The organism is Streptomyces sp. NPDC047000, assembly GCF_040644295.1.
In the GTDB taxonomy this organism is placed as follows: domain Bacteria; phylum Actinomycetota; class Actinomycetes; order Streptomycetales; family Streptomycetaceae; genus Streptomyces.
The window spans coordinates 247969-261224 of sequence record NZ_JBEYWE010000009.1; the positions used below are offsets into that span (position 1 = coordinate 247969).

The 13256-nt window shown below is 71.7% G+C and carries 14 protein-coding genes; 4 read left to right on the forward strand and 10 right to left on the reverse strand.

Annotation, left to right across the window (positions count from 1 at the left end):
* Positions 1-212 precede the first annotated feature (212 nt).
* The 5 genes from ABZ862_RS17530 to ABZ862_RS17550 all read right to left on the reverse strand — a co-directional run bounded on the left by ABZ862_RS17530 (position 213) and on the right by ABZ862_RS17550 (position 7816).
* Complete coding sequence (locus ABZ862_RS17530; protein WP_360958820.1) at positions 213-2303, reverse strand: EAL domain-containing protein; 2091 nt, start codon at positions 2301-2303, stop codon at positions 213-215.
* Positions 2304-3016: 713 nt separating this feature from the next.
* Complete coding sequence (ligA, locus tag ABZ862_RS17535) at positions 3017-5209, reverse strand: NAD-dependent DNA ligase LigA (protein WP_360958723.1); 2193 nt, start codon at positions 5207-5209, stop codon at positions 3017-3019.
* 15 nt (positions 5210-5224) lie between these two features.
* Positions 5225-6181, reverse strand: coding sequence for a methionine synthase (locus tag ABZ862_RS17540; protein ID WP_360958823.1), 957 nt, complete (start codon positions 6179-6181; stop codon positions 5225-5227).
* Positions 6182-6520: 339 nt separating this feature from the next.
* On the reverse strand, positions 6521-7213 hold the full coding sequence (locus ABZ862_RS17545) for an SDR family oxidoreductase (protein WP_360958725.1): 693 nt from the start codon (positions 7211-7213) through the stop codon (positions 6521-6523).
* A 63-nt stretch (positions 7214-7276) separates the two neighbouring features.
* Entirely contained in the window at positions 7277-7816 is a 540-nt protein-coding gene (locus ABZ862_RS17550; protein WP_360958728.1) for a TIGR00730 family Rossman fold protein, read from the reverse strand.
* A gap of 51 nt (positions 7817-7867) precedes the next feature.
* Between ABZ862_RS17550 and ABZ862_RS17555 the strand changes: the two genes are divergently transcribed.
* Positions 7868-8221: a DUF427 domain-containing protein gene (locus ABZ862_RS17555; protein ID WP_360958731.1), complete on the forward strand. Its 354-nt coding sequence runs from the start codon at positions 7868-7870 to the stop codon at positions 8219-8221.
* 37 nt (positions 8222-8258) lie between these two features.
* Entirely contained in the window at positions 8259-9038 is a 780-nt protein-coding gene (locus ABZ862_RS17560) for an alpha/beta hydrolase (protein ID WP_360958733.1), read from the forward strand.
* A 70-nt stretch (positions 9039-9108) separates the two neighbouring features.
* On the opposite strand, the gene ABZ862_RS17565 is transcribed toward ABZ862_RS17560, so the two are convergent.
* The 3 genes from ABZ862_RS17565 to ABZ862_RS17575 form a co-directional block, all read right to left on the reverse strand.
* Positions 9109-9351, reverse strand: coding sequence for a hypothetical protein (locus ABZ862_RS17565; protein ID WP_360958736.1), 243 nt, complete (start codon positions 9349-9351; stop codon positions 9109-9111).
* 231 nt (positions 9352-9582) lie between these two features.
* Positions 9583-10176 (reverse strand): YdeI/OmpD-associated family protein, encoded by a 594-nt coding sequence (locus ABZ862_RS17570; protein ID WP_360958826.1) that lies wholly within the window; start codon positions 10174-10176, stop codon positions 9583-9585.
* The gene (locus ABZ862_RS17575; protein WP_360958739.1) at positions 10155-10763 is read right to left on the reverse strand and encodes a TetR/AcrR family transcriptional regulator; all 609 of its coding nucleotides are present in this window, start codon (positions 10761-10763) and stop codon (positions 10155-10157) included. The genes ABZ862_RS17570 and ABZ862_RS17575 overlap by 22 nt, the downstream gene beginning before the upstream one ends.
* Positions 10764-10849: 86 nt before the next feature.
* Between ABZ862_RS17575 and ABZ862_RS17580 the strand changes: the two genes are divergently transcribed.
* Positions 10850-11311, forward strand: a complete 462-nt coding sequence (locus tag ABZ862_RS17580; protein WP_360958742.1) for a nuclear transport factor 2 family protein — start codon at positions 10850-10852, stop codon at positions 11309-11311.
* Positions 11312-11492: 181 nt separating this feature from the next.
* On the opposite strand, the gene ABZ862_RS17585 is transcribed toward ABZ862_RS17580, so the two are convergent.
* Both ABZ862_RS17585 and ABZ862_RS17590 read right to left on the reverse strand, forming a co-directional pair.
* Positions 11493-11732 (reverse strand): AAA family ATPase, encoded by a 240-nt coding sequence (locus ABZ862_RS17585; protein WP_360958745.1) that lies wholly within the window; start codon positions 11730-11732, stop codon positions 11493-11495.
* Positions 11650-12171 (reverse strand): ATP-binding protein, encoded by a 522-nt coding sequence (locus ABZ862_RS17590; protein ID WP_360958748.1) that lies wholly within the window; start codon positions 12169-12171, stop codon positions 11650-11652. Before ABZ862_RS17590 ends, ABZ862_RS17585 begins: the two co-directional genes overlap by 83 nt.
* 222 nt (positions 12172-12393) lie before the next feature.
* Between ABZ862_RS17590 and ABZ862_RS17595 the strand changes: the two genes are divergently transcribed.
* Complete coding sequence (locus tag ABZ862_RS17595; RefSeq protein ID WP_360958829.1) at positions 12394-13245, forward strand: helix-turn-helix transcriptional regulator; 852 nt, start codon at positions 12394-12396, stop codon at positions 13243-13245.
* The last annotated feature ends 11 nt before the right edge of the window (positions 13246-13256 follow it).

The window sequence follows — 13256 nt, forward strand, 5'->3', positions numbered from 1 at the left end:
CGGGCCGCGGCAGCAGACCGGGCCTGCCGACGGGCCGCGGCAGCAGACCGGGCGCGAGGCCGGGCGGCCAGCGGCCTGCGGGCAGCAGGCGGCGGGGGCGGATGGGGACAGTCGGCCGGGCCGGGCCGCTGGGGTCGGCCGCCGACGGTGATCGCGCCCCACGGGTAACGGTCACCGTTTGAGCATGCCGAACGGGTGGGCGGGTGGGAAAGTCACTCCTCCGCAGCCGCCGCGGGCGACACCGCGGGCAGTGCCGCCCGTGGCCGCTGCCACCCCCGCGACCCCCGCGCCAGCAGCCACGCCGTCGTCTCCTCGGGAGGCATCGCCGCGGCGACCAGCCACCCCTGTACGGCGTCGCAGCGCAGGTCCCGCAGCCGCTCCCACGTCTCGTCGTCCTCGACGCCCTCCGCCACCACGAGCAGCCCGAGCGAATGCGCGAGGTCGATGGTGCAGCGGACGATCTCCGCGTCCTCGGCGTCGGACGCGAGCCGGGCCACGAAGGAGCGGTCGATCTTCAGCTCGCTGACCGGCAGCCGCCGCAGGTGCACCAGCGACGAGTACCCGGTGCCGAAGTCGTCCAGGGACATCTTCACGCCGTGCATGGACAGCCCGGCGAGGGTGTCGGCGGCCCGCTGCGGGTCCTCCAGCAGGACGTGCTCGGTGATCTCCAGCTGGAGCGCCGACGCCGGGACGCCGTGCCGGGCGAGCCGGGCGGCGACGGAGCCCGCGAAGCCGGGGGTGTGCACGTCACGCGGGGAGACGTTGACGGCGACCGGCACGAACAGCCCCCGGGAGCGCCACTCGGCGACCTGGCCGAGCGCGGTCTCCAGCACGTACTCCGTCAGATGCGGCATCAGCCCGGACGACTCGGCGATCGCGATGAATTCGTCCGGCGGGACGTTGCCGCGTTCCGGGTGCACCCAGCGGACCAGCGCCTCCAGGCCGGCGACCTGGCCGTCGAAGCGGACCTTGGGCTGGTAGTGCAGCTGCACCTCGCGGGCGTCCAGCGCGCGGCGCAGGTCGCCGAGCAGGCCGAGCCGGTCGGGGGTGTTGGAGTCGCGCTTGGACTCGTACACCTCCACACCGGTGCGGTCCCGCTTCGCCTGGTACATCGCCACGTCGGCGCGGCGCAGCAGTCCCTCGGCGTCGAGGGCGTGGTCCGGGAAGACGGCGACTCCGGCGCTGGCCTCCAGGACGAGGGTGAGCCCGTCGAGGTCGAGCGGGGAGCTGAGCGCGGCGACCAGGCCGCGGGCGACGCGGGTCGCGGACGTCGTGGAGTCGGCGACGGGCAGTAAAACGGCGAACTCGTCGCCGCCGAGCCGCGCGGCCTCCGCCCCGCGCGGCAGCGCCGCCCGCAGCCGGTCGGCGGTCTGGAGCAGCAGCCGGTCACCGGCGAGATGGCCCAGGGTGTCGTTGACCGACCGGAAACGGTCGAGGTCGATCAGCATCAGGGCGGCCCGCGCGCCGATGCGTTCGGCGTCGTCGAGGGCGGTCCAGATGCGTTCCAGGAGCCACTGGCGGTTGGGCAGTCCGGTGAGCGGGTCGCGCAGCTGCTCCTCGGCGCGGGCGCGGGCGATCCACAGGGTGGAGTCGAGGGCGATCAGCGGGACGGAGAACAGCGGCAGCAGGAGGGGCTGGGCGACGGCGACCGCGCAGACCAGCGGTGCGATGCCGAGCAGGGCGACCGCGACGAGGCTCTGCCGGACCAGGGCGGTGCGGGCGACGGTGGGCAGTCCGCCGCGCCCGGAGTGCAGGCACCACAGCAGGGCGCGGGTGACGAGCAGATAGGCGGCGGCGACCAGCACCACCTGCGGGACGGCGGAGAGGGTCCAGGTGCCCGGGTCCCAGGGCTGTTCGACGCTCGGTACGCGCCCGAGGGCGGCCAGCAGCAGGGCCCCGGCGCCGATGCCGAGGATGTCGACCGAGCCGTGCAGCACCCCGGAGTGCCAGCGGCCCCGGCGGGCTGTGCCGACGAGGACGACGACGGTGAGGCTGACCATGCCGGCGGGCACCCAGCCGTAGAGCATGAGCACGGCGAGGGTGAGGGTGGCGCCGGAGCCGGTGCCGCCCCACCAGCGGGAGCGGCCGAGCATGACGAGGTGGCCGACGATGATGCCGGTGAGCATGGCGAAGGACCAGCCGGCCTGGCCGGCCGGGAAGAGGGCGTGGGTGCCGGTGAAGGCGCGGTAGAAGCCCGCGCCGAGCACGAGCGCGGCCAGGGCGACGATGAGGGCGGGCAGCGCGGGCGCGGCCGGGCGGCGTTCGTGACCGCCGGTCCCGCCGCCTCCGCCGCCCGGGGGCAGCGCGAGGGGCGGAAGGGACCCGGCCGCCTGCCGGGGCCCCGCGGCCTGCCGCGCGGCGGCGCGTCCGTCCCGGGATCTGTCCCCGAACCGGTCTCCGAACCCGCCCGGAAATCCGCCGGTGAGTCCGTCGCCGAACCCGTCGCCGAACGCGTCCGCGAATCCCTGGGTCCGTCCGTCGGCGCGGCCGTCGGCGTGTCCGTCGGTGAACGGGGGGCCGAAGCCGTCCGCCGTGCGCCGTGCGCGCCGCTCCGCCGCCGCGTGTCCGCGGTCCGGCGCGGGACCGCGTCCGAAGGGGCGTCCGCCGGCGCGTCCGGAGGGACCTCCGTCCGCGCCGCCGTCACGTCCCGGCAAGGACCATGCCACCCACCGGCTCCCCCGCCACGCGCCCGCCGCACGGCGCAGCCGTGAGCCCTGGGCGACGCTCTCGGTCGGTTCCATTCCCGTCCCTCTCACAGCCGGCGGTGCCCACGCCACGCGGCCCGATGACCCGGCACATCCCTCAACGGCTTCCGCGTTGAAAAACCCTTTGTCCTGTCCCGCGAGAGCCCGTCGGGGAGCGGGACAGCGCCCCGGCCGCGACTGGGCGCGGCGGGCACACCTCCCAACAGTAGGCTGCGAAAGGCTCCTACGGGCAGCGGTCGCCGACGGTTGCCCGAATGCGCCCCGGCCACCCGTATGCATCTGGTATGCGCCGATCAGGTGGCCTTCAACCGCTACTCGCCGGTCGGGAGGGCGACTTCGGCCGCCGCGTCCGCGCCCCGTTCGAGCAGGACACCGAACCCGTCCTCGCTGAGGACGGGCACTTTGAGCTGCATCGCCTTGTCGTATTTCGATCCCGGATTGTCACCTACGACCACAAAGGATGTCTTTTTCGATACGGAACCGGTTACTTTGGCGCCCTGGTTCTGTAGCGCCTCTTTTGCTCCGTCCCGGGTGAAATGCTCCAGGGTGCCGGTGACGACGACGGTGAGCCCTTCGAGCGGACGCGGTCCCTCGTCCTCGCCGGAGCCCTCCTCCTCCGTCCGCACCCCGGCGGCCCGCCATTTGCGCAGGATCTCCTGGTGCCACTCCTCGGCGAACCACTCCTTGAGCGAGGCGGCGATGATGGGACCGACACCGTCCGTGGCCGCGAGCTCCTCCTCGCCGGCCTGCTCGATGCGCTGGACGGAGCGGAACTCCCGGGCCAGCGCCTCCGCGGCGACCGGCCCCACGTGACGGATCGACAGTCCGGTCAGCACCCGGGCCAGCGGGCGCTCCTTGGCCGCGGCGATGTTGTCCAGCATGGCGAGCGCGTTCTTGCGGGGGCCACCGTCCTGATTGGCGAAAACCAGTGCGGTCTTCTCCTCGCCGGTCTTCGGGTCGCGCTTGGGCAGCCCGCTGTCCTGGTCGAGGACGTACGCCCTGATGGGCAGCAGCCGCTCGATGGTGAGGTCGAACAGGTCGCCCTCGTCGGTCAGCGGCGCCTCGGCCGGCTCCAGCGGCTTGGTGAGGGCCGCGGCGGCGACATACCCGAAGTGCTCGATGTCCAGCGCCTTGCGACCCGCCAGATAGAACAGTCGTTCGCGCAACTGGGCCGGGCAGGTACGGGCGTTCGGGCAGCGCAGGTCGACGTCGCCCTCCTTCATCGGCCGCAGCGCGGTCCCGCACTCGGGGCACTCGGCGGGCATCACGAACTCGCGTTCGGTGCCGTCACGCAGATCGGCGACCGGACCGAGGATCTCCGGGATGACGTCACCGGCCTTGCGCAGCACGACCGTGTCCCCGATGAGCACGCCCTTGGCCTTGACGACGTCCTGGTTGTGCAGGGTGGCGAACTCGACCTCGGAGCCCGCCACCGTCACCGGCTCGACCTGCGCGTACGGCGTCACCCGTCCGGTGCGGCCCACCCCCACCCGGATGTTGACGAGTTTCGTGTTGACCTCCTCCGGCGCGTACTTGTACGCGATGGCCCAGCGCGGCGCGCGCGAGGTGGATCCGAGCCGCCCCTGGAGGGGGATCTCATCGAGCTTGACGACGACGCCGTCGATCTCGTGCTCCACGGAGTGCCGGTTCTCGCCGTAGTACGCGATGAACGCCCGGACGCCGTCGAGCTCGCCGACCACCTTGTTGTGCCGCGAGGTCGGCAGTCCCCAGGAGCGCAGCAGGTCGTACGCCTCGGACAGCCGGCCGAGCCCCTCGAAGCCCTCCAGCGCCCCGATGCCGTGCACCACCATGTGCAGCGGCCGGGTCGCGGTGACCCGGGGGTCCTTCTGGCGCAGCGAACCGGCCGCCGCGTTGCGCGGATTGGCGAACGGCTTGTCACCGGCCGCCACCAGGCGGGCGTTGAGCTCCTCGAACGCCTCCATCGGGAAGTAGACCTCGCCGCGGATCTCCACGAGGTCCGGCACCCGGTCGCCGTTCAGCCGGTCCGGGATCTCCGAGATGGTCCGCACATTGGTAGTGATGTCCTCACCCGTACGGCCGTCACCGCGGGTCGCGGCGCGCGTCAGCCGCCCGCGCTCGTACGTCAGGTTGACGGCGAGGCCGTCGACCTTCAGCTCGCACAGGAAGTGACAGGCGAGCGTGCCCACGTCCTTGTGGACGCGCTCGGCCCAGGCGGCGAGCTCCAGATCGTCGAACGCGTTGTCCAGCGACAGCATGCGCTGCCGGTGCTGGACGGAGGTGAACTCCGTCTCGTACGCCCCCGCGACCTTCTGGGTCGGCGAGTCGGGCGTACGGAGCTCGGAATACTCCGCCTCCAGCGCCTCCAGCGCGCGCAGCAGCCGGTCGAACTCGGCGTCGCTGACGACCGGGGCGTCGTTCACGTAGTACCGGAAGCGGTGCTCCTCGATCTGCTCAGCGAGCTGCGCGTGCTGCTCCCGTGCCTCGACGGGCACCGTCGTCTCCGCTTGCTTGTCGCCGGCCACCGTGTTGTCCTCCCGTTACTCTGGGTTGTCCGCGAGGGATCTCGCCGCCCGGACACAGTGCGCGAGCGCCGCACGGGCGTACGCCGGGGAGGCACCCGCGAGCCCGCACGCGGGCGTGACCGTGACCACGTCCGCGAGAAGCCCCGGCCGCAGCCCCAGCCTGCGCCACAGAGTCCTGACACCCATGACGCTACCGGCAGGGTCTGACAACGGGCCGTCCGTGCCCCGCACCACACCCGCGAACAGCCGCGTGCCTCCTTCCACAGCTTCCCCGATCGCGTCGTCGTCACGCTCGGTGAGCAAGGAGAAATCGAAGGAAACGGCGTCCGCCCCGGCCCGGCGCAGCAGCGCGAACGGGACGTCGGGCGCGCACGAGTGCACGACGACGACGTCCGCGCCCGCGGTGCCGACGAGATCGCGCAGGCCGGCCTCGACGACCTGCCGGTCGACGGCCCGGTACGTGCGGTAGCCGCTGGCGGTCCCCACCTGTCCGCGGAGCACCGCGGTGAGGGACGGTTCGTCGAGCTGGAGCACGAGCCGCGCCCCCGGCACCCGGCGCCGTACCTCCTCCAGATGGAGCCGCAGTCCCTCGCCGAGCGATCCGGCGAGGTCCCGGCACGCCCCGGCGTCGGAGAGAACGGCTTCCCCGTTCCGCAGCTCCAGTCCGGCACCCAGGGTCCACGGCCCTACCGCCTGCACCTTCAGCGGCCCCTCGTACCCCTGGGTGAACTCCTCGAGCGCGTCGAGATCCTCGCCCAGCCAGGCACGGGCCCGCCTGGTGTCCCGCCCCGGCCGGTCACCGAGCCGCCAGCCGCTGGGCTCCACACGGGCGTAGAGCTCGACGAGCATCCCGGCACTGCGGCCGATCATGTCCGCGCCGGGCCCGCGGGCGGGCAGCTCGGGCAGGTGGGGGAAGTCCTCGAAGGTCCCGGTGACGGCCTTGACGGCCTCGCGCGCGTCGCCGCCCGGCATGGACCCGACGCCGGTGGCTCCGCCGAGGTTCGCCTTGTCGTTGTTGCTCACCGGTGCAGCCTATGCAACGCGGTTGCGCGTCGGCCGGTCACGGGGGTTGCCCCGGGCCCTTTCCGCCGGGCCGCGCCCAGCTCCCCGCCGTTGCCGGGGGCTCCGCCCCCGGACCCCGTCTGCCCACCACACCCACCCGTCTCGGTGGGCTGGACAGTGCCCCCTTGAAGAAACCGGGTCGGCCGGCGGGTGGGCAAAGGCCCGGGTGGTCCGGGGCGGAGCCCCAGGGACGGGGCCGGGAAGGGGCGGCGGGGGCGAATCCCCCTCACCGCAGCCCCAGGGGCACCGTCAGCGCGTCCCCGGTCGTACCGTCAGGTCGTTGACCTCCGCGTCCCGGGGCAGGTCCAGCGCCATCAGGATCGCCGTGGCGACGGACTCCGGCTCGATCCACGCCCCCGCGTCGTACGCCTTCCCCTCCTGCCGGTGCACCTTCTCCTGCATGGGACTCGCCGTACGCCCGGGGTACACGGACGTCACCCGCACCCCGTTGCCGTGCTCCTCCAGCCGCAGCGAGTCCGCCAGCGCCTTCAGCCCGTGCTTCGACGCCGCGTAGGCCGACCACGACGCGTTCGCGTTCAGCCCCGATCCCGAGTTCACGAACACCACATGCCCCCGGGCCACCCGCAGCTGCGGGAGGAAATGCCGGGTCAGCTCGGCGGGAGCGATGAGATTGACGTTCAGCTGGTGCCGCCAGGTCTTCACCGACAGCTCCCCCACCTCCCCCAGGTCGACCACCCCGGCGATGTGGAGCAGCGAGTCCACCCGGTCCGGCAGCGACTGGTGCGAGAAGGCCCAGCTCAGCCGCTCCGGCTCGGCGAGATCGCCGACGAGGGTCCGCGCCCCGGGAAACCCGGCGGCCAGCTCCTTCGCGCGAGCGGCGTCGCGGGCGTGCAGCACGAGATCGTCCCCGCGCTCGTGCAGCCGCCGCGCGAGGGCAGCCCCGATACCCGAACCGGCCCCGGTGATCACATGAGTAGCCATGCCCGCCATGCTCGCATCACACCGGCCCGCACCGGGCCCCGGGCTTCCCCGCGGTCCCCGGGCTCACACGATCCCCACGTTCTCCTCCAGGTAGGCGAGCGCCCCCACCGGCTCCTGTGCGAAGAACACCAGCTCCGCCAGCGGCCGGGGCAGGAACCCCTCGGTCTCCATCCGCCGGAACTGCTGCTGGAGCCCGTCGTAGAACCCGGCCGTGTTCAGCAGCACCACGGGCATCTCGGAGTGCCCGTGCTTCTTCAGTTCGAGGATCTCCGTCGCCTCGTCCAGGGTGCCCGTGCCCCCGACCAGGATGACCACGGCGTCCGCGTACTCCAGCAGCAGCCGCTTCCGCTCGGCGAGGTCGCGCGCGATCACCATCTGATCGACGCCCGGCCGGGCCTTGGCCGACAGGAACTCCACCGACACTCCGAGCAGCCCGCCGCCCGCCTCCTCGACGCCGTCCGCGACGACCTTCATCAGGCCCACGTCGGAACCGCCCCACACCAGGGTGTGCCCTCCCTTGCCGACCAGTTCGGCGAATTCCCGCGCGGGGCGCGTGTAGCGGTCGTCGAGGTCGGCGGCGGAGAGAAAGACACAGATTCGCATGAGGTCACCGTACGGGGGAAGAACGCGGCAGCGGCAGGCGCTGTGCCTGTCATGACCCGAGGACATGAGATCACCATCGAGCAGGGCACCCAGCACGTGCGCGTGGCGCACGGCGGCACGATCCTGGCGGAGACCGACCGCCCCCTGCTCCTGCGCGAGACGGGCTGCCCGGTCCGCTACTACATCCCGGCGGAGGACGTACGCCTCGACCTCCTCGCCCCCTCCGACACCCACACCGTCTGCCCCTTCAAGGGCACGGCGTCCTACTGGTCCGTACCGGACGGCCCGAAGGACCTCGTCTGGTCCTACCCGGACCCGAAGCCCGACGTGGCGGCGATCAAGGGGCACCTCTGCTTCTACGAGGCCGAAGTGTCAGAGGCGTCGGACGTGTCGGACGTGTCGTAACCCGTGAGGCCCCCGCGCGATGGCAGGGTGAACAGACATGGACCAGCAGACGATTTCGCGTGACGGTACGCCCCTCGCCTACACCCGCAGCGGGAAGGGCCCGGCGGTCATCCTGGTGAGCGGCGCCATGTCCACGGGCGCCACCATGGGACCCCTCGCCGGGCTGCTGTCCGCCCGCTTCACCGTCGTCGCCCACGACAGGCGGGGCCGCGGGGAGAGCGGTGACACGGCGCCGTACGCCGTCGAGCGCGAGGTCGAGGATCTCGCGGCGCTCATCGACGTCGTGGGCGGCGAGGCGGCGCTGTACGGCATGTCGTCCGGCGGCGCGCTGGTGCTGGAGGCGGCGGCGAGCGGGCTGCCGGTGCGTCAGGTCGCGGTGTACGAGCCGCCGTTCGCGATGGACGAGGCCGAGGCCGAGCGGCGCGCGGAGTACACGAGGAACCTGACGCGGGCGCTCGGCGAGGGGCGGCGCGGGGACGCGGTGGAGCTGTTCCTGAGGCTGACCGGGCTGGCCGAGGCGATGATCCAGGGCGCCCGCCAGTCCCCCATGTGGCAGGGCATGGAGGCCCTGGCGCCGAGCCTGGCCTACGACGACGCGGTCCTCGGCGACGGCCGGGTGCCGCAGAACCGCCTGGCCGCCGTCTCCGTACCGGTGCTGGCCCTCGCGGGCGGCGCCAGCCCGGCGTGGATGCGCGAGGCGGCCCGCGCGGTCGCGGACGCGGCACCGAGGGGCACGTACCGGGCCCTGGAGGACCAGACCCACATGGTGGACCCGAACGTACTGGCGCCGGCGCTGACGGAGTTCTTCACGGCGTGAAAACCGTGAAGGCCGTGAAGGTCACGCCGGACCGCCCGTGGCCGGAACCGGACAGCGCCGCCGGCACCGCTCACTGACAGATTCGCCGCACGCACCCGGCGCACGCGGTCCCGTCCCCACCGCAGACGCTCGTGACCGCCTGCTTCCGCACCCCACCGGCCCGCCGCAGGTAGTACCACCCCATGTTGGAGGTGACCCCCGCCAGCAGCACCCACACCACCCCGAGCCAGGACCCTTGAGCGAACGACACCACCGCGGCGGCGACGGCGAGAACACACGCGGCGAGAACCAGAAAGGCAGGACGGCGGGACATGGTGCGGCGGCTCCCTCTTCAGCCGGGTGCCGCCCATACGGCGCCCGGGAAACGGGACCCATGACACCACCGGGGACGGGACCGACGTCGCGCCGACGGTCCCGCCGTCGAGCCCGAAGGTCCCTCCCCTCAGGGCCTCTTGCCCCCTTGCCCTCTGGCGTCCAGCCGTCCCGCCACTCCGACGACAGGCGCCGGCGCCGCACCGTCCCCGGCCCGACCCCACCGCCGCCGCTACGGGTGCAGCTTCTCGCCCCTCGCCAGCATGCCCACGTACTTCTCGATCCGGCGTGCCCGGGTCTCGGCCTTCTTGGCGTCCTGGATCCGGTACAGGATGGCGTAGCGGTTCTGCCCGTCCAGGGTCCCGAAGAACTCCGCCGCGCCCGGTTCGGCCGCCAGCGCCGCCGCGAGGTCGTCCGGCACCGTGGCGGTCCTCGCGCTGTCGTAGGCCGCCTCCCAGCGGCCGTCCGCCAGGGCACGGTCGACCTCGGCCTGCCCCGGCGGACGCATCCGGCCCTGCTCGACGAGCGCGGCCACCTTGTCCCGGTTGACCTTGGACCACTTGCTGCGCGATGTGCGCGGGGTGAACCGCTGGATCCACCACTCGTCGTCGAACTTGGCCTTCCGGCCGTCGATCCAGCCGTAGCAGAGTGCCACGTCGAGCGCCTGGGCGTAGTCCAGCGCGACGATTCCGGGGCCCTTCTTGCGAAGCTTGATCCAGATGCCGGGCGAGACGGCGTGGTTCTCACCGAGCCACGCCTCGAACGCCTCGGCGGACGCGAATACGACGGTCTCCAAGTCCTGAGTCACCCCAGCAGCGAACCACACCCGGCCGTCGCGGCGGGAGGCCACGGCACCCCGAGCAGCGCGGCGACCGCCGTGCGAGCGTGGTGGGCCGGGGCCGCGTCGCCGTTGATCGCGGCCGTCACGACGGCGCCCTCGGCCAGCAGGAAGACCGGTTCGGCCACCGGCACCCCGGTGGCGTGGACCCACGCGGCGACCTGGTCGTGGAACGCCCGCTTGTGCGAGCGGACTTCGGCCAGCACCGCCTCGGACGTGGCGCCCAGTTCGCCGTAGGCGTTGATCCATGCGCACCCTCGGAAACCGGGCTGCGCGAACCACTCGCCCAGCCAGTCGAAAACCGCGAGGACACGCTCACCGGGATCCTGGACCTGTTCCACACGGGCGGCCAGCTCTCCTCGCCACCGCAGGTCCCGCCGCCTGAGCACCGCCACGACGAGGTCCTCCTTCGCCGCGAAGAACCGGTAGATCCGCTTCAGCGGCAGACCGGAGGCGACGCGCACCTCGTCCATGCCGACCGCCTGGACGCCGCGCCCGTAGAAGAGCGCCTCCGCCGCGTCGAGCAGCGCCTCACGGTCGAGACGGTTCTGCTCCTCGGTGAGGGGGGCCGGCATCCGGGACTCCTTGACGTCGAGAACGATCGTTCCCTACCTTAGCCCCACGAGCGGAGAACGCCCGTTCTCTACCGATGGAGGCCGCGATGCCGGAAGACCGCCCGCCCTACCCGCCGTTCACCCGGGAAACCGCCCTGCGGAAGGTCCAGGCGGCCGAGGACGCGTGGAACACCCGCGATCCCCGACGGGTGGCCCTGGCCTACACACCGGACTCGACATGGCGGAACCGGGACACGTTCGTCAACGGCCGCGAGGAGATCGTCGCCTTCCTGACCAGGAAGTGGGAGCGCGAACTCGACTACGCGCTGCGCAAGAGCCTCTGGGACTTCCACGAGAACCGCATCGCCGTGCGCTTCCAGTACGAATGGCACGACACGGAAGGCCGGTGGTGGCGCAGCTACGGCAACGAACTGTGGGAGTTCGACGAGCACGGCCTCATGCGCCGCCGCGAGGCGAGCATCAACGACGCCGCCATCACGGAAGCCGACCGACGCATCCACGGCCCCCGCCCCGCCACCGACCACGGCACCGACATCCCCCTCCACTGACTCCCACCGCCACGCCATCGCAAGATGGCGGATCCAGGGAGCAGTTCGGTTGCCCCCTGCTCAATGCGTCGCCCGCCGCTTCTCTTCGAGGAGTGCGATCTGCCGGGCGATGTCACCGGTGGCGAGTTCCGGGACACCGCCGTAGTGGCCGTGGAGGTAACGGCGTTCGAGGTTGTCGTCCTTACGGGCCTTGCGGGCGTTCCGCGACCGACGGGCCCAGCAGGGTGGCGCCGTGGGTCGTGAAGATCACCTGGGCGGTTGCCAGGTTGACTTCCTCGTCCTGGAAGAGACGGATGAGCTCCGCCGCGAGGACGGGATGAAGGCTGGAGTCGAGTTTCTCAAGCGGCGAGAACGGGCCGCCGTGCCGTCCCCGGCCCGGCGCCGCCGCCCTCACCGCCGACGGCGCCCGAGGGGTCACCACCGCCCAGCCGCAGCTCGAACCAGACGCTCTTGCCGCCGATCCCGAAGACGGACTCCCCGAGGCTGCACCCGCCCCAGTCGTCGGCCAGCAGATCGAGGATCAGCAGCCCCCGTCCACCTTCGGCATCCGCCCCGCCCGACGTCATCGGCATGGGAAGGAGCGGACAGGTGTCGGTGACGCTGACCCTCAGCACGGGGTTCGCCCAGTTGAGCCGCACGGTCGCCGGACCCAGGGAGTAACGGACGGCGTTGGTGGTCAACTCGGAGGTGAGCAGCTCCGCCCGGTCGGTGAACTCCCCCAGCCCATGGGCCCCGAGCACGGCCTTCAGCGTCGTCCGGGCGACGGCCGGTCCCCGGACGTCACGGGGGAAGTGAAGCTCGTACTCCCAGGGTTCGGCGAACGGAATGAGCGGCGACTGTCCCGTTTCCACGTCCGCCATACGGCACCTCCTTGTGCGTCTTCGCGGTGCGACCAGCCACGGGTCGCGTCGTTAAGCCCGGTTACCGGGCGGCTCCCTTACGGGAACAGTGGCGTGCATCACACGCTAGCGCGTGGACTAAAACGCGTGCTACTTCATTCACTAAAACGAGTTTTATTGCGAGTTAAGGTGGACGCCGCCATCAAGGGTCGGCAAACTATGCGCGCGAGCGAGGAGTTGTTCATGGCACCACGGCACCACCCGAGCATTCGTCAGCGCCGGTTCGGAGCCGAGCTACGGCGGCTGCGCGAAGCCGCCGGAATGGCCGCGCCCGTGGCCGCGACGCGACTGGGCGTGGACCGCACGATGATTTCGAACATCGAGTCGGGCCGGTTCGGCATCAGCGATGAACGGCTACGCCGCTTGGCGAGCATCTACGAATGCAACGATCCTGATCTGGTCGACGCCTTGGCCTCGATGACCGGTGGACGCCCGAAGGGCTGGTGGGACGAGTTCCGCGGGAAGATCCCTCCGGACTTCCTCGACGTAGCGGAGCTGGAGCACCACGCCACAGGTCTCCGAACCCTCCAGACCGCACACATCCCAGGAATCTTCCAGACGGAGGATCACGCACGGGCCCTGTTCGATCTGTTCGTCCCGGCGCTGCCGCGGCTTGAGGTGGAGCTTCGGGTGGCGCAGAGGATCGGTCGGCACAGGGTGGTCGCGAGCAGCCCGGGAACCCCGTATGTGGGCTATGTCTACGAAGCCGCTTTGCGTATGCGTATCGGCGGAAAACAAGTCGCCAAGGCGCAGTTGAACCGTCTCCTGGAAGAGAGCGAACGCGACAACGTCCGATTGCTGGTGATCCCCTTCGCGACCGAGGGCTTCCCCATGGCGGGTGACACCGTCATGTACGCATCGGCCCCCAACCCGCACCTGGACACCGTGCAGGCGGATTCACCCATCGGTGCGGTCTTCTTCGACTCCCCCACCCACCTGGCCAACTTCCGTACACGGCTGGACTTGGTCGAACAGGTGACGTTGAATCCGGAGAAGTCGAGGGACCTCATCCTCGACATCATCGGAGACCTGTGAGAGGTAACCAG